This is a genomic window from Chryseobacterium shigense (assembly GCF_900156575.1).
Taxonomy (GTDB): domain Bacteria; phylum Bacteroidota; class Bacteroidia; order Flavobacteriales; family Weeksellaceae; genus Chryseobacterium; species Chryseobacterium shigense.
Window position 1 is genome coordinate 296,743 of the sequence record NZ_FTNY01000002.1, and the last position, 16,023, is coordinate 312,765.

Sequence of the window (16,023 nt, forward strand, 5' to 3'; positions counted from 1 at the left end):
AAATACTATTTTTTTTGATTGAAACTTAATTTAACACAATTTACATTGTCATCTATATAAGTTTATTTATTCTACAGTATAAATTCACTTTATTTAAAAATAATAAAAAAGGCTGGCGATTATGCCAGCCCTCCCGTATATTACTTAGGTGATTATTCTAAATTTTTAAGAAGAATCCATCCGGTTTTCACGGCGGTCTCTTTACTTGCTGGATCCTGATAGGTCACCTGATACCAGTAAGAGGCAGTAGGTAAACGTTTCCCCTGGAAAAACCCATCCCAATACGGTCTGGTTTTACCAGCCTTGAACACTTCTCTTCCGTAACGGTCGAAAACAAAACCTTTAAAGTCTTTATAGCTGCTTACTCCACTAAAATCAATAATATCATTAACGTTGTCCCCGTTTGGTGTGATCACATTCTTCATCACGAACGTAAAGTATTCTAAGAATCCTTCACAACTGGTATTCTTCACTTTAACCCGAATGGATATCACCGTATTTTTAGGAACATTGGAGAATACATTGGAAGACTGCCATGTAAAACCATTGTCTACAGAGTATTCCAGTGTCCCGTTGCTGGGATTGCTTGCCGTAAGGACCATCGTTCCATTAACATTATAGTCTACTTTGATGACTTGCGGAACTACAGCACGGATCACCTGGGTTTTAAATTCTTTAGAGCAAACTCCATTGCTGATTTTTACGGTATATTCTCCCGGCATTCCCACAGTAATAGCCTGAGTGGTTTCACCTGTATTCCATTCATAAATATATCCGGGTCCTGATCCTGCATCTAAAAGGATCATATCTCCTTCACAGATTTGTCCTCCTTTCAGGGAAGATACAATAGCCGGAACCACATCAATGGTAATGGTTGCCGGTTGCAGAGATTTACATCCCTGCGCACCAATAGCGTATACGGTATAGGTCGTCGTATGGGTTGGACTTATGGTTCTTACTCCTCCTGTACTGGAAGTATCCGCCCATTGATAGGTTACCCCACCGGAAGCCGTTATGATCAGAGATTCTCCTTCACATATTCTCAATCTCGGTGCATTCAGCTGAGCAACAGGAGTCTCTTCTCTTCTTAAGGTCAATGTGACAATCTTGCTACAGAAAGCTCCGTTTGAAACTAATACGTAGATCACTTGTCCGTCTGTACCATTATAATTGGTGGTAGTGGTAATAAAACTGTTATTCTGTGCCTGGGCATCAGCCTGAGTGGTATAAAAGCGGAATACCGCTCCCGGCGTTGTGCTGATCTGTGGCTTGGCAAAGTCTAAATTGAAAGTACTGAGCGTTGGAGTTGCACAGAGCTTAAGTGTTGCATTTTGAGCAGCAGGAGAAGTTCCGCCTATGATGGTAATGGTGGCTTTCTGACATTCAGTCGCTCCCACAAAAGTTTTCACCTCATATACTCCGGGTGAATTGGCTACATACACTGCATTGGTAGCAAAAGGGATAAGTACTCCATCTTTATACCATTTGTAGGTCATTCCGGGAACGGCAGATACCTGGGCTTTTAAAGTCTGCGGGGTGTTATCACACATATTCAAAGTGTCTCCGAGAGGATTTCCATTGCCGTCAACAATCGTCATCCCGATATCAAAAGACCCTCCCTGCAGAAATACCGCAGAATCATAGCCATTATCAATTGCATCTGCCAAAATCATTTTAAAATGATAGGTCTGACCAGGAATTACGGTGGCAACAGCCTTAAGAGGAATTGTTCTCCCTATAAAATTGGTTTCGACATTCAGAGTATTCAGTCCTCCGAAGTATTGCTCATTAATCGTTTCTCCATCACATCCTACTCCCTGGGGTACAATATTTAGAACACTTACAGGTCCTGCTCCGTTGGGCAGAATTGCTAAATTGGTATAAGTTGGGTCACCAACTTTTTTAAGGAGGAGCGCAAAACCATCCGCAAAGTCACCACATGGAAATCCGCTTGTGTATTCTTCTGAAGCAAATAAGTAATTAAATTTAACCTGATTGCTGTTCGGAACGAAATCAAATTCTAAAGACACTACATCTTTAAGATTACCAGGAGGATTGATCGCTGCTACCAGATCAGGATCATTCATTCCGGCTCCAGGAACAACGTCTCCTAATGCACCCGGTCCTTCTAAAGCATTTCCTGCTCTTCTGGCCTTACCGGTAACAAGCACTAATCCGTCATTAAAGGGAAAATCGGTAGTTCCTTTATGAAAATATCCCCAGGCTCTTTCTGTATCTGTTGCCGGCTGATTCGGTGATATGGTTACATTGGTGACATTAGGAGCAGCACAGACAGACCCACCAGAGATCAGAACATTTTTTACAAGCTGGTCTATCGTGTAGCTAGATGGTACGTAAGTGGGTACATTTACATCAATAAATGCACCTGCCTTTTTACTCTGCGCACTAAACTTTTCAGGCTTCACTTTTCTGTCCATTCTCTGTGAAAAAGCAGAAACAGAAGCCAATAGAAACATGGTAATGAAAAAGTAATTATTCAGTCTATAATTGAACATTTTATTATTGTTTGTTCAAATGTAGCAAAAATATCATGAAAAACCACCCTATTTAAGCATTTTCAAATAATTCACCATACACATTCACAACAAATATATTTTATATTTAAATAATCCACAAAAATGGTAGAGTTTCACTTTAATTAAAAAATAACAAAAAAGCAGACCGTACATGAGGCGATCTGCTTTTTATATTTTCATAGTCGGAATCTTTATTTCCTGTCTGTTTTTTATTATTTCTTCAACTGATCAATTTCATTTTGAAGCTGGCTGATAATATCTTTTAAGGCTTTGATTTCATTTTTATTGGAATTCACATTGCTTTTAAGGATGACATTCTTAGCTCTTTCGTTGTGATCTTCGTCATCTTCATCTTCATTGATCTCCTCGATATCCTCCTGAATATCTTCAATATCCTCATTGATCTCTTCAATATCTTCGCTGATCTCCTCAATGTCTTCACTGATCTCTTCAATATCTTCCTGGATGTCTTCAATATCTTCACTGATTTCCTCAATATCTTCCTGGATATCTTCAATTTTTTCATGGCTTTTATTAACCGACATCTGGATAAAAATAGCGAGATATATGGCTTCCAGAGAAACCACTGTGGTAAGGATCAAAAGCATTTTATCAAACTCAACAAGATTGAGCATTGGTAATAGAAATGAAGTGATAAAGAATAAAGTATGAACGATCAGTGAAGGTATAGAACCTACCCACCAGGTAATTCCGTTCGCTATTTTTTCTAATACTTCTGTTTTTTCTGTTTCTTTTTTCATCCTTTCCTGTTTTATAAGAGTTCCTTTGTCACTCCGAGGCCAAATAGCGCAAAATCATATTTAGCAGGATCATTCCCGTCAAATTTTCTGATGGCTGCGTCCAGTTCTTCCACGGTTTTCCAGTCATTCTGCGTTCTGGAAACCAGACCTAGTTTCCTTGAAATATTCCCTGTATGTACATCCAAAGGAATAGATAAGTGCTTCTGATCAATATTTTTCCAAATACCAAAATCTACGCCATGTTTATCTTTTCGTACCATCCAGCGAAGGAACATAATAATCCTTTTGGAAGAAGAGTTTTTGTAGGGCGAACTAACGTGTTTATGACTTCTGTGTTTCTCTGTTTCCAGAAAACTTTCCCTGAATCTTTCAATGGCATGAAGAAAATTAGTCTCCGGATCCTTTACTATAAATAAATTTTCAAGACTTTCATTGTCTTTATAGATCTTATTGAATTGCCTGATGAAATAAGCAAAATCCTCTCCGTTAAAAGTTCTGTGGATACTTTGGTTCTGAAGGATTTCCAAGTCTTTTTCCGAATGGTTTAACACAAAATCATATGGAGAATTCCCCATAATATCAAGCATTTTATCCGCAGATTTAATGATTGATTTTCGGTTTCCCCAGGAAATAGTAGCCGCCAGAAAACCGGCAATTTCTACATCCTGTTTTAAAGTAAAGCGGTGCGGAATCTGTATGGGGTCGTCTTCTATGAAATCCGGACTGTTGTACTGATCTGCTTTTTCGTTCAAAAAGCTTTTTAGTTCTTCAAAATTAAGCATGCAGGTTTTAAATTTTTACGCTTTCGAGGGCTTTAGGAAGATAGCTGTTGGGAAAAACATTCCTGGCTTCATCCGTGAATACGGTAAGGTCTGCATATCTATTGGAAAAATGTCCCAGGATAAGTTTTCCTACCTCAGCTTTCTGGGCAATTGTTGCCGCTTCCAAGGCCGTTGAATGCCCTGTATAGTCAGCCATTTCTTTCAAATCATGCAGGAATGTTGATTCATGATACAGAACTGTTACCTTTTTAATGATCGGAAGTATGCTTTCGAGATAGCGGGTATCACTGCAGAAAGCATATGAAACCGGAGGTGCAGGATCAATCGTCAGCACTTCATTTTTTAAAACGTAGCCATCACTTAATACGAAATCTTTTCCAGCTTTTATATTGTGATAATCACAAGATTCTATTTCACTATACTTGGCAATCTCCTTCATATTCAGATGTCTGTCTTTTGGTTTTTCCTTAAAAAGATAACCGTTACAGTATATTCTGTGATCCAAAGGAATGGTATATACTTCTACCCTGCTGTCTTCATAGATCTTTTCGGAATAGTCTTTATCCAGCTCATGATACACCACTTCAAAGCCGCGGTGCGTTTCTGTGATCTGAAAGATGGTTTCCAGCATTTTTTTGATTCCCTTCGGGCCGTAAACATGCAGAGGAATATCTCTTCCAAGCAGACGGAAAGAGGCAATAAGCCCTGGTAGACCGAAACAATGATCTCCGTGAAGATGCGAAATAAAGATATGATTGATCTTTGAAAATCTTGCTTTTGCTTTTCTCAGCTGTACCTGTGTTCCTTCACCACAGTCGATCAGAAAGTGTCTTTCTTCTATTTCCAGCAGCTGGGCCGTGGGGGAAGAATTAATCGTCGGAATAGCTGAATTAAAGCCTAGTATCGTTAAATAAGTACTCAAATCAATAGTTTATTATAACAAATGTACGACAGAAAATCTAAACATAAATTTTAGATTTAATTTTAAATACTGAAAAGCATAGGATTTATAAAAAGAAAAAAGCAGTAAAACCGTTTACATTGTACCGGTAGCAAAGCCTGTATGGAATTGCAGAAAACAGCTTAATTTCCGTAAAAATCTATGGTTTTCCGTTGAATACATTAATCTTTTACTTTTAAGAAATCCAGAAACAGATCCAACGCCTGTTTGCGGTGGCTTATTTTGTTTTTATCATCAGGATTCATTTCTGCAAAAGTTTTGTCATATCCCTGAGGGACAAAAATAGGATCATAACCGAAACCTTTGTGTCCTTTATTTTCTGTTAATATATTTCCATGAACTCTACCTTCGAAATACCGGGCTTCATTTTCGTCATAATAGCATAAAACTGTAATGAAATAAGCTTTTCTGTTTTCTTCTCCTTCCAATTCACCTAAAACCTTTTCCATGTTTTTCGCAAAATCATGGTCTCCTGCATAACGTGCCGAAAAAATTCCGGGTCTGCCATCCAAAGATTCAACAGCAAGACCGCTGTCATCTCCCAAGCTTGGAATTCCCGTTTTTTCAAAACAATATTTCGCTTTGATCAGAGCATTGGCATTAAAAGAATCGCCATCCTCTACAATCTCTTCATGAATATTATAATCTGTGAGGCTTTTTACTGTAAAATCATTTCCAAGGATCTGCTGAATCTCTTCTTTCTTGTGTATGTTGTGAGTAGCAACTAATAATTCCATATCTATATTCATTTTTGTCCGTTCCTCTTGTTACGGTTAATTTTATTTCTTCTTTGTCCTAAATTTCAGAATAATGCACTTTATATTTTTCCGTAAACAAATAATAAAATAAAGAAAAAAGCACCACTCCTACCGCCAGAATGATCCATTCTGAAATTTTGAAAGCGTCTGCGAAACTTTCGCTTTTGGTATAAGTGACCAGCATTGAAGAACACAGATTGTTAAATCCGTGCAGCAACATCGGCAGCAACAGAGACTTTGTTTTCTGATATACCAGTCCCAGCACGCAGCCCAGCAATACCGCCCCTACAAACTGCCATGGATTTCCATGAACCAGTCCGAAGATGATGGATGCATAGAAAATAGCTCTTCGGGGATCTACGCCTTTATTTACCAATCCTTTCTGAATAATTCCTCTGAAAATAATTTCCTCAAAAATAGGCGCCATAATTACCGTCATGATGATCATAATGACCGGTTCAAAGGTCAGCTGCTCCATCAGTTGCGAGAAATATTCATAGTATTTCCCCCAGAATGGTCCTGTTATGGGAATTAGAGAGGTGATGAATTCTGAAATCAACATCATCCCGATCATCATAGGAAATATAAGGAGGTAGGTGTAAAAATTCGTTGGAGAAAAATTAAAATTCAATTTTTTTCCTGTTGAAGGCCTCACAATAAAGAAATCAAAAAAGGCGATCGCAGTCAAAAATCCGGCGGCATTGGTCAGCATTAAAAACCAGTCTTTTAGTTCGAGATTTTCTCTGAAAGCTATTTTCCAGAAACTTCCAAAAAAAGAAACAGCCATTGTTCCTATGAATAATCCCGCCAACAAGACAAGACCTCCGATCCATGTGAAAGTAAACTTCGGATATCTGCTATTTTCCATGCTTTTTCTGTAAAATTTTATAAAAACAAAGATAATTTTTTTGAATCCCTTAAGCAACTAAAAAAGGAAATACTTATTTTCGCCTACTCATCCAAATCACATTAAAAAATGAACTCCGAAAAGCCTTTTCAGAGGATAGAATCTAAAATCAGTTGGTTCCCGACATTGATGCTTCAGACCCTGGTTTACGGTATGTTACTTTTGGGTTTTGCCTTTCTTATTGCTCTTCCTGCTTATGGAATTTACAAGAGAGGTATTGAAGTCATGCTTTTTCCGGCATTAATCTGTTTTCCCGTAGGACTAGGTATTCTGATTCCTACAGTAAAAGAATATCTACTTAAAAGGAATCTTATTGCAAGCAAAATCATCGTTGATGAAACCGGAATTCTGTATTGTAATTTAAAACGTGAGGTTGTCCATCAAATTCTTTACAGTGATCTTGTTTCTTCCGGCAAAGACTATGATGTTTTATCAGTGAGTACCGGAAGCAGCGGAATGATGCCTCTGCTTGAAGTCTTTACCGGATCTGAAAAAGAAGCCGCGAAACCTTTGCGTATCGAAATGAATCTTCCGTTGCACGTTGTCAAAGACCGTTATACATTATATGCCCATCTTTTGAGAGGAATCAGTGTTTTCCGACCGGAACTGAAAATCGCCCCACAGGTTTTTAATAATTATTTTATTGATCCTGAAACCTGGGAAGTGAATAAAAAAGGGGCAAAATATTTATTTTTAATCATCCTTTTAGCCACGCTCTTTATCTGCGGGCTTATTGTTTGGCTGGTCTTTTCTTTTGGTTAAATAGCAGATATGAAGCAGAAATTTAAAATAATGGAATCGGAGATTAACCGGCCTCTAACTTATGCTGCACTTGGTTTGGTATGGGTAACGATCGCTGTCATAATGACTATCACCGTTTTGCTTTTTTATAAACTTTTTGAGCACGGCTTCCATGATTTGTCCTATAATCGCAGTCATTTTTTCATGATCCTTATTACCGAAGCTATCCTTATTTCCTGTTGTCTATTTCTGATTATTCATATCGTTGGTGCAAAGAAAAAATACTTCAAAAGAATTGTCGTTGATGAAAATGGCGCTCACGTTTACAATTATAAAAAAGAGCTCATTGACAACACATTATATTCTGATTTATGTAAATCTAAGGATCCTTTTCTCCCTGATGTCAGTGACAACACGAGTACACAACCTTCCTTTACCAAATCATTAAGAATCTTCAGGAAAAATAAGTCAAATCAAATTGAGACCACTTTTATTGATTTTAATTACAGTTATTACCAATTTAAAAACAAGTCTGAACTCTACAGACATTTTCTGCAGGGAATACAAATATTCAGACCGGATCTTACCATTGGACAATATACCCTTGAAGAATATAATCTGACAGACAAAACAAGTTATGTTCAAAAATGGAAAGGTCTTGAATGGCTTATCACCCTTCTTTTCATGGCTGTTCTTTTTGGGCTATTGTATCTGTTGGTGCTTTTTTTGAAATAGAAGTTAGAAATTAGATGTCAGATGTCAGATGCTAGATTTCAGATGTTAGATAATGAACGTTTGTATTAATAAACTTTTTAAACCACGTCCTTAAACTACCAAAATCTCTTTATTCCCCACGATAAGTACTTCTGTTAAAACTCCAATCCTTTTACTCCGGAAACCCCTTATCCATAATCTTGCAGCTTTTCTTCAAAACTCTCAACCATTTATTCCGGTAAATTATTTGAAACCTCATAAAAAATCCCGATTTTTGCAACTTCAAAATACACTATGTCAGACTTAATCAAAGAAATACAAAAAAGAAAGACTTTCGGGATTATTTCCCACCCGGATGCCGGAAAAACAACCCTTACGGAAAAATTACTTCTTTTCGGGGGGGCAATTCAGGAAGCCGGTGCGGTAAAGTCCAACAAAATAAAAAAAGGAGCTACCTCCGACTTTATGGAAATCGAAAGACAGAGAGGAATCTCTGTAGCGACTTCTGTATTGGCTTTTGAATATAAAGATCACAAAATTAACATCCTTGATACACCGGGTCACAAAGATTTTGCTGAAGATACTTACAGAACTTTAACTGCTGTAGACTCTGTGATTGTAGTAATCGACGTTGCTAAAGGGGTTGAGGAGCAAACAGAAAAACTGGTGAAGGTCTGCAGAATGAGAAATATTCCTATGCTAGTTTTCATCAATAAACTTGACCGTGAAGGTAAAGATGCTTTTGATCTTTTGGATGAGGTAGAACAGAAATTAGGATTAAGAGTAGTTCCGTTATCTATTCCAATTGGTATGGGAAGTGACTTTCAGGGAATTTATAATATCTGGGAGAACAATATTCAGCTTTTCCTTGAAGAAAAGAAGCAGAAAGTAGGGGAAACCGTTAAGTTTGATGATATCAATGATCCTTCCATAGATGAGGTGATCGGAGAAAAAGCAGCTCAAAGTCTCAGAGACGAGCTTGAACTTGTACAGTCGGTATATCCTGAATTCAACCGTGAAGAATATATGGCAGGTGACTTACAACCTGTTTTCTTTGGTTCAGCTTTAAATAATTTTGGAGTCCGTGAGTTACTGGATGCATTCATCGAAATTGCACCGATGCCCCAACCTAAAGAGAGTGATACCCGTCTTGTAAAACCTGAAGAAAGTAATTTTACGGGATTCGTTTTCAAGATCCACGCGAATATGGATCCTAAACACAGAGACCGGCTTGCGTTCGTAAAAATAGTTTCGGGAACCTTCAAAAGAAATGAAAACTATCTGTTGGTAAGAGAAAACAAGAAAATGAAATTCTCGTCTCCCAATGCATTTTTTGCCGATAAAAAAGAAGTGGTGGATGAAAGTTTCCCTGGTGATATCGTAGGGCTTCACGATACGGGAAGTTTCAGAATCGGAGATACATTGACTGGTGGTGAGAAATTAAGCTTCAAAGGAGTTCCCAGTTTCTCTCCGGAGCATTTCCGTTATATTAACAACAGCGATCCGCTTAAAGCTAAGCAATTGGCTAAAGGTATTGATCAGCTGATGGATGAAGGAGTTGCCCAGCTCTTTACTATGGAAATGAATAACAGAAAGATCATCGGAACCGTGGGTGCGCTTCAGTATGAGGTTATCCAATACCGTCTGGAGCATGAATATGGTGCAAAATGTACCTACGAACCTCTTTCAATGCATAAAGCATGCTGGATAGAAGCTGATGAAAAATCTGAAGAGTTTAAAGAATTCGCAAGATTAAAGCAGCGTTTCCTTGCAAGAGATAAATACAACCAGCTTGTCTTCCTTGCAGATTCATCATTCACGATTCATATGACCCAGGAAAAATTCCCGAATGTAAAATTGCATTTTATCAGTGAATTTCAACAAAACTAAAGGGCCATAAAAAGCAAAAAACCGTTCATCTGAACGGTTTTTTTTATGGTATCTATTTGGATAATTTACCTAGGGATCATCATTAATTTCTTAACAATTTTCTCACCATCTACGGTCACATGAATCATATAAGATTCAGTAGGTAAATGTTTCAGGTTAATCTGTTGCAGATCCTGGTCAAATATGTATTTGGTCTTTTTAGGGACAATCAGTTTCCCATCCATTGAAAATATTTCGTACGTAATAACGTAAGGACGCAAAGGAATTTGTCTAGGGAAATCGGCTTTAATGTAAACATAGCCATCATTGGAAGGCACCGGATAGATCATTAGCCCCTGATATATTCTTGTAGGGGTGATAACCGGATTTCCAGGGTTTGGACCCGGAACCACTACTGCTGATGAATTAATTGTAAAATTTTGTGAATTGACATTTAAAAATACATTATCCACGGCTTTTACCATGATTCTGGCACTGTTTGAAATCGTTCCCAGACCACCCGGAACCGTATAATTATAAGAACCATTGTTAGGTGTACTTGCAACCAGAACAGTTGGGAAAGTAAGACCGCCGTCTTTTGACAAAAGGATTGTTACATTAGGCGTGCTTACAGGGGCAGCTGTTGTATTGGCCACATCCCAGGTAATAGCATAGGACTGACCTTCACTCCAAACCACTCCTGCTGTATTTTGTGAAGTAACCAAGAAAGGTCCAGCGCCATCTACAACGGTAAGTTTCACATTATCACGTCCTGTCTGGCCTCCCAGAGGGTTATTATCTCTTACAAGAACTGAAAAATTAAGATCTCTTCCTCGGGAAGCAAGCTTTTCCCATGCTCTCACATCTGTAGGAGTCACAATTGCAGGGTCATAGCCCGACACAATGGTTGACAATCTGGGAAAGTATCTTGAAGGCGATGCTGTAGGCATAACAGATCTGAAAAGAGGTCCCACTGCATTTACGGCTTGAGGCGGCATAGTTCCAACTCCAAAATCAGTTTGTTCCCAGGTATATGTAAGAGGATCATTATCTGCATCTGTTGCAGTAGCTGTCAGCATAAACGGTGTACTTTTCGGTATACTTTTATCAGGTCCGGCATTTGCAATGGGCTCTGTATTAGCAATAGGCGTTTTAACACCGCAGTTAGAGGTAGTACCTGAAGTTAACCGGGTATACATTTCCGCAATACTTACTGCATGAAAATAAGCATCGCTATGGGCTTGCACATTGGGAGCGCAAATACCGGCATATCCCATAATAGAGCTTGCACTTCCCGGCTCTATGGATGTAGGTGTATTTCTGTTACAGTTATTATTTTGGGTATGATTGGCTCCAAACTGATGCCCCATTTCATGGGCTACATAATCTATTACAAAAGGATCCCCTACCGGAACTGCTGAACCTGTAACTCCACCTGCTTTGCTATTTCCACAAATGGAAGGAGTGGCTGCCAAACCATTGTCATTTCCTGCATTAGCCTGAAAGAACAAGTGTCCAATATCGTAGTTGGCAGCTCCAATAATGGTATTGGTAACCGTGATATTTTCATTTAACATCTGTCCTGCATCCAGGGTATTAAAAGTATCTGTACTGATGAAGAAAAGGGAATCCGTATTGGCAATAAGCTGTAATCTTACTGCAATATCCCTTTCAAAAACTTCATTTAATCTTGTTACCGCCAGATTAACAGCCGCAAGAACTGCCGCTTTTTTCTGAGCATCGGTTCCTGAACCTACACCAGCTTGCCCTGCGATATAAGCAGTGTATTCCACTGTTGTCGTAATAGCCAGCCTATACTTTCTGTTTAATCCGTCAATAACTGTTTTCTGAGCACTTAAAGCAGATTCATCCAGTTCACTATTTCCATTAAAAAGACATTCAAACGGATTGGCAGATGACGCATTTTTTCTGTCATAAAGCTTGTAAACCTTATTATCTTTGGTGTACGAATCGATATAGTAAATTCCCTGATTATTTCTGATGATCCCACTCAATCCAAAATAAGGATCTATGCTAAACTTTAAAACTGTTGATTTGTCGCCTTTTTTAAAGCCGGTATAAGACCGGATATCAGCATATCTATTCTGAAGATCGCTATGCATCGTTGATGATTCGAAAATCTCATACGTGTCAAAACCTCCTTCAAGGTTTGGAAAATTCATCAAAATACCCTTTTGAGACAGATGCAGATCACTGTCCGGCAAATTTTTGAGTTGATTTTGAATCTCACTGATGTTAAGTTTAAACAAAGCGAAATCAGTAATTCTTACCTTACTTTCACGAATTTCGCTGTCGATTTTTGAGTCAGTTTTTTTCCAATAATTTTTTTGAGCAAACCCCACTGCTGAAAACATGAGTAAGGTTCCCAAAACTAGTAATTTTTTCTTCATTTATTTTCTTTTAAAATTAAGAATTTATTAGCTTAACACCTGAAGGAATTTTTCCTTCTATTTTAAGAATCAGTATGGGATTCTTTTCTTTATTCAATAAATATTCTTCGTTATCAATTTCTTTATAGTAAACATTTAAAACAGACTGCTCTTCTTCCATCCTCACTATTTCAATATCACCATACGGTTGTTTTTTCAATTGAGGCTTCAATACAAGAAGAAACTCATTTTCAGATAGCGTAGGAATGGGTTGTGACCGGGAAAACCTCTTATCTTCCATTGTGCTGTATAATTTCACTATCTCTTCAAAAGATTGTAAAACGGTGTATTCTTTTAATGGTATATTTTTATTCAGCCTTCGTACTTCTGAAAATTTTATTTCATTATTATTTCTGGTCATTACGGATGCCTGTTTAATCCCATTTTTTGTAGCAGAAACGTTTGTACAACCTGAACCTCCTCCAAGTCCAAATAAAAACAACGGAAAGATGAACAAAAATACTCTTTTCATTATTAAAATATTAATATGCAAATGTAAATATTCGTAGGTAGCATTTTGAATATTTTTTTTAAAAATTATTTAATAAATATAAATCCACCCCAAAACATAATAATAAGTCGTTAAAATTACACAATTATTAAAGAAATACCATCAATTAAAGAATAAAAGTAATTATCAAGCCACTTCCCTTTGCAAAAATGGGTCTGCAAGCACTTTGGTATCCATCCTGTAGAGTAAAATGATCAGATCTTAATTTCAAAAATATTTTAATCTTTAAAGATTTACCGTAAAAGCATGTACTTCTTTTGAACGATTGGTTTATTCTCAATATCATGACCACAGAAAAAATAAAAGCAATACTCTTATCGCTTCTATTTTGTAAATCTTTTGTAAAATAAATTCAATAAGCTGATTTTCAAACGCATAAATCTTTACTAATATAATACATTCTATTTACAATTAATTTCTGATCATCCCTCCTAATTTTACTTCATCAAAAAATTAATGTTATGAAAAAGTTCATATTACTGGTCGCTTTATCAAGCACTTTTATCATGTGTAAAAAAGGAGAAACTGCACAATCTCAGATGGAAGATACTTTACATACTGCGGACAGCGCAGCATCTGCTGCTAATGAAGCCGTACGTTCTATTAATCATACTGCAGACAGGATGATGGATTCAGCCACTGTCAAAATAAAAGATTTTGAAGATACCCAAGGGGAGATTCAGCAGAAGATAAAAAGTACGGCCAAAATGGTAGATTCCTTGTCTGATAAAATTGCATCCACAAAACTGGAATCAAAAATTGAGAAAAATGATTCTACAGAGAAGAAAATTGAAAAGGTCATCGTCAACGTCCCGGCTCCAAAGGTGATCAAAGAAACCAAGATCATCTATAAAAATCAACCCAAAAATGACAGCTATGAGCTGAATGCTCCTAAAGACAAAATGGTAAAAACCGGATTGTTGTCTGTAAAAGCAGACCATGCAGAAACCGTAAAAGAGCTTGTCAAAGAAGAGACTGTAAAAAATAACGGATATGTAAAAAGTGAAGAACTTTCCTATATTTCGGTGGAGCCGGTTAGACACGAATCTTCGTATTCTGAAACAAATCAGAAAGTCTATTATATGGATATTAAGGTTCCGATCCAGAATTTTGATGATTTAATGAATGATTTGAGCAGTATCGGGGATGTAGACAATAAAAACATTCAGGTTTCCGGAAATAATTATACAGATAATACTTTATGCAGCATACTGGTAACGCTTACCGACAAATCAGATCTTGAAAAAGAACCTAAAACTTTCGGTGGAAAATCACTGGCGGCCATTTCATCCGGCTGGGGTGTCATTACTTCGATCTTCCTCTTTATATTACCATTATGGCCTTTATTTGCTATCGGAGGTATAGCCTACTATTTTTATAAGAAGAAAAATAAAAATACCACGGACAATACTCCTCAGTCATAACAGAATCCACCAAAAGGTGGATTTTTTTAATATTATTTTAATGAATATGAAAAATTAAACCCAATTCTTCTTCTTACATTTATATTATTAAGACAAACATCACAATCAATGGACAAGGTACTTCCCAATTTTAAATATGAATTAGAGAAAAAAGCACCAAGACCAGGACCGGGTGGGATCACCAGAGGGGTTTCTGTGAAAGAATTTGCAGTTTCACAAAATCTTGCCGGAGTCAGCATGCATCTGGATCCTGGAGCTATCCGTGAGCTTCACTGGCACGCAAATGCTGCAGAGTGGGGCTATGTTCTGGAAGGACAAATGAGAACAACGGTTATTGATCCGGAAGGTAATGTTTCAGTTGATATTTTCAATCCGGGGGATGTTTGGTATTTCCCAAGAGGTTTTGGCCATGTATTACAATGTATCAGCAGTGAAAGCTGTCATTTCATTCTCATCTTTGACAATGGGGATTTTTCAGAAGACCATACATTCAGTATAACGGATTTTATATCCAGTGTTCCTGCAGAGATTGCCGCGCAAAATCTGGGAATTAGTGAAGATGAGGTCAAAAAACTTTATCAGGGAGAAGCTTATTTTGCTCAATGCGAACTTCCGGACATCCATTCGGGAATTTCAATGGCCAGAAATGAAGTTTCTTTGGTATCAAAGCATCGCTATCCACTTGGTGCACAGCAGCCGATTACGGTTCCAGGCGGTGGATTGCAAAGAGTAGTCACCCAAAAGGAGTTCAATATTGCCAGGACTATTACAGGCAGTATCTTCGAGATAGAACCCGGAGGGCTGAGAGAAATGCACTGGCATCCTAATGCAGACGAATGGCAATATTATATTCAGGGACGTGCAGAAATGGGTGTTTTTCTGGCCGAAGGGCAGTTTGTAAAGGATGAATTTGAAAAAGGTGATGTTGGGTATGTTCCCATGGGAGCCGGACATTACATCAAAAATATCGGCTCTGAAAAACTGATCGTTCTTCTGGGTTTCAATAATGGTTTGTATGAAGCGATTGATCTGAGCAGCTGGATCAGTGGAAATCCAAAAGATATTCTGAAAGGTAATTTCGGTGTGGGTGATGATCTTATTGACAAGTTTCCGAAATCAGATCAGTTGATCATTAAATAATTAAAGAATAATATCGCTTGAAAAAGCGCTCATATATTATTATAGTAAGTGGTTTGTAAATAGAAAGGCTCCCCAGTGGGGAGCCTTTCGCTATTTCATATTGACTACTTTGTCTACAACAAACTTTGTGTTTCCTCTCCAGGGAAGTGCTCCATTGTATTCTTTGTAATGAAGATCAAAAGTTTTACCGCTGTTGGTTTCCAATTGCTTAAAAACTTCAGGATCATTAACAGAAAACTCAAACTCGTAGCTTGTAATGGTTCCTGTTTTCCCTTTTCCAAAACCTTCCTGGATTAATTTTCCTTCATAGGTTTTGAATACATAGCCTTTTTTTATGGCATAATTCAGGTAGCCGGACTTTACGCCCTCTCCAAAAACGAAAAAGTATTTATACCATACCAATACGCTTACCAGAATAAGGACTACTCCCAGACTGATCCACAAAGTTTTTTTCATAATAAGTAGTGT

At 37.6% G+C, this 16,023-nt stretch carries 14 protein-coding genes; 5 read left to right on the plus strand and 9 right to left on the minus strand.

Annotation, left to right across the window (positions count from 1 at the left end; all coding sequences use genetic code 11):
* Positions 1-152: 152 nt before the first annotated feature.
* The 6 genes from BW964_RS06830 to BW964_RS06855 all read right to left on the minus strand — a co-directional run bounded on the left by BW964_RS06830 (position 153) and on the right by BW964_RS06855 (position 6,667).
* Positions 153-2,516, minus strand: coding sequence for a choice-of-anchor L domain-containing protein (locus tag BW964_RS06830; RefSeq protein ID WP_076505941.1), 2,364 nt, complete (start codon positions 2,514-2,516; stop codon positions 153-155).
* A 233-nt stretch (positions 2,517-2,749) separates the two neighbouring features.
* The gene (locus tag BW964_RS06835; protein WP_076505943.1) at positions 2,750-3,298 is read right to left on the minus strand and encodes a DUF1003 domain-containing protein; all 549 of its coding nucleotides are present in this window, start codon (positions 3,296-3,298) and stop codon (positions 2,750-2,752) included.
* A gap of 11 nt (positions 3,299-3,309) precedes the next feature.
* Positions 3,310-4,080: a TIGR02757 family protein gene (locus BW964_RS06840; RefSeq protein WP_076505945.1), complete on the minus strand. Its 771-nt coding sequence runs from the start codon at positions 4,078-4,080 to the stop codon at positions 3,310-3,312.
* Positions 4,081-4,087: 7 nt separating this feature from the next.
* A complete protein-coding gene (locus tag BW964_RS06845; protein WP_076505947.1) occupies positions 4,088-5,002 on the minus strand; it encodes a ribonuclease Z in 915 nt (304 codons plus the stop codon).
* A gap of 200 nt (positions 5,003-5,202) precedes the next feature.
* A complete protein-coding gene (gene rdgB / locus BW964_RS06850) occupies positions 5,203-5,778 on the minus strand; it encodes an RdgB/HAM1 family non-canonical purine NTP pyrophosphatase (RefSeq protein WP_076506694.1) in 576 nt (191 codons plus the stop codon).
* 58 nt (positions 5,779-5,836) lie between these two features.
* Positions 5,837-6,667 (minus strand): CPBP family intramembrane glutamic endopeptidase, encoded by an 831-nt coding sequence (locus BW964_RS06855; protein ID WP_076506696.1) that lies wholly within the window; start codon positions 6,665-6,667, stop codon positions 5,837-5,839.
* A gap of 108 nt (positions 6,668-6,775) precedes the next feature.
* Here BW964_RS06855 and BW964_RS06860 point away from each other — a divergent pair, with 108 nt between their 5' ends.
* The 3 genes from BW964_RS06860 to BW964_RS06870 all read left to right on the plus strand — a co-directional run bounded on the left by BW964_RS06860 (position 6,776) and on the right by BW964_RS06870 (position 10,051).
* On the plus strand, positions 6,776-7,468 hold the full coding sequence (locus BW964_RS06860) for a hypothetical protein (RefSeq protein ID WP_076505949.1): 693 nt from the start codon (positions 6,776-6,778) through the stop codon (positions 7,466-7,468).
* A gap of 9 nt (positions 7,469-7,477) precedes the next feature.
* Positions 7,478-8,182 carry a hypothetical protein gene (locus BW964_RS06865; protein ID WP_076505951.1) on the plus strand — a complete coding sequence of 235 codons (705 nt, stop codon included), beginning with the start codon at positions 7,478-7,480 and terminating at the stop codon, positions 8,180-8,182.
* A gap of 273 nt (positions 8,183-8,455) precedes the next feature.
* Positions 8,456-10,051 carry a peptide chain release factor 3 gene (locus tag BW964_RS06870; RefSeq protein ID WP_076505953.1) on the plus strand — a complete coding sequence of 532 codons (1,596 nt, stop codon included), beginning with the start codon at positions 8,456-8,458 and terminating at the stop codon, positions 10,049-10,051.
* 65 nt (positions 10,052-10,116) lie between these two features.
* On the opposite strand, the gene BW964_RS06875 is transcribed toward BW964_RS06870, so the two are convergent.
* Positions 10,117-12,441, minus strand: a complete 2,325-nt coding sequence (locus tag BW964_RS06875; RefSeq protein WP_084175677.1) for a reprolysin-like metallopeptidase — start codon at positions 12,439-12,441, stop codon at positions 10,117-10,119.
* Between the two features lie 16 nt (positions 12,442-12,457).
* The gene (locus BW964_RS06880; protein WP_076505956.1) at positions 12,458-12,952 is read right to left on the minus strand and encodes a hypothetical protein; all 495 of its coding nucleotides are present in this window, start codon (positions 12,950-12,952) and stop codon (positions 12,458-12,460) included.
* 500 nt (positions 12,953-13,452) lie between these two features.
* Here BW964_RS06880 and BW964_RS06885 point away from each other — a divergent pair, with 500 nt between their 5' ends.
* Positions 13,453-14,415: a DUF4349 domain-containing protein gene (locus BW964_RS06885; RefSeq protein ID WP_076505957.1), complete on the plus strand. Its 963-nt coding sequence runs from the start codon at positions 13,453-13,455 to the stop codon at positions 14,413-14,415.
* Positions 14,416-14,523: 108 nt separating this feature from the next.
* A complete protein-coding gene (locus tag BW964_RS06890) occupies positions 14,524-15,555 on the plus strand; it encodes a cupin domain-containing protein (protein ID WP_076505958.1) in 1,032 nt (343 codons plus the stop codon).
* A gap of 90 nt (positions 15,556-15,645) precedes the next feature.
* On the opposite strand, the gene BW964_RS06895 is transcribed toward BW964_RS06890, so the two are convergent.
* On the minus strand, positions 15,646-16,011 hold the full coding sequence (locus BW964_RS06895) for a hypothetical protein (protein WP_073336748.1): 366 nt from the start codon (positions 16,009-16,011) through the stop codon (positions 15,646-15,648).
* Positions 16,012-16,023 lie beyond the last annotated feature (12 nt).

Bases quoted from the DNA above. Each gene is read 5' to 3' on its own strand.
- BW964_RS06865 (WP_076505951.1), top strand. From the start codon at position 7,478: ATGAAGCAGAAATTTAAAATAATGGAATCGGAGATTAACCGGCCTCTA.
- BW964_RS06870 (WP_076505953.1), top strand. From the start codon at position 8,456: ATGTCAGACTTAATCAAAGAAATACAAAAAAGAAAGACTTTCGGGATT.
- BW964_RS06895 (WP_073336748.1), bottom strand. From the start codon at position 16,011: ATGAAAAAAACTTTGTGGATCAGTCTGGGAGTAGTCCTTATTCTGGTA.
- BW964_RS06860 (WP_076505949.1), top strand. From the start codon at position 6,776: ATGAACTCCGAAAAGCCTTTTCAGAGGATAGAATCTAAAATCAGTTGG.
- BW964_RS06830 (WP_076505941.1), bottom strand. From the start codon at position 2,516: ATGTTCAATTATAGACTGAATAATTACTTTTTCATTACCATGTTTCTA.
- BW964_RS06840 (WP_076505945.1), bottom strand. From the start codon at position 4,080: ATGCTTAATTTTGAAGAACTAAAAAGCTTTTTGAACGAAAAAGCAGAT.
- BW964_RS06835 (WP_076505943.1), bottom strand. From the start codon at position 3,298: ATGAAAAAAGAAACAGAAAAAACAGAAGTATTAGAAAAAATAGCGAAC.
- BW964_RS06855 (WP_076506696.1), bottom strand. From the start codon at position 6,667: ATGGAAAATAGCAGATATCCGAAGTTTACTTTCACATGGATCGGAGGT.
- BW964_RS06875 (WP_084175677.1), bottom strand. From the start codon at position 12,441: ATGAAGAAAAAATTACTAGTTTTGGGAACCTTACTCATGTTTTCAGCA.
- BW964_RS06885 (WP_076505957.1), top strand. From the start codon at position 13,453: ATGAAAAAGTTCATATTACTGGTCGCTTTATCAAGCACTTTTATCATG.
- BW964_RS06890 (WP_076505958.1), top strand. From the start codon at position 14,524: ATGGACAAGGTACTTCCCAATTTTAAATATGAATTAGAGAAAAAAGCA.
- BW964_RS06880 (WP_076505956.1), bottom strand. From the start codon at position 12,952: ATGAAAAGAGTATTTTTGTTCATCTTTCCGTTGTTTTTATTTGGACTT.
- rdgB (WP_076506694.1), bottom strand. From the start codon at position 5,778: ATGGAATTATTAGTTGCTACTCACAACATACACAAGAAAGAAGAGATT.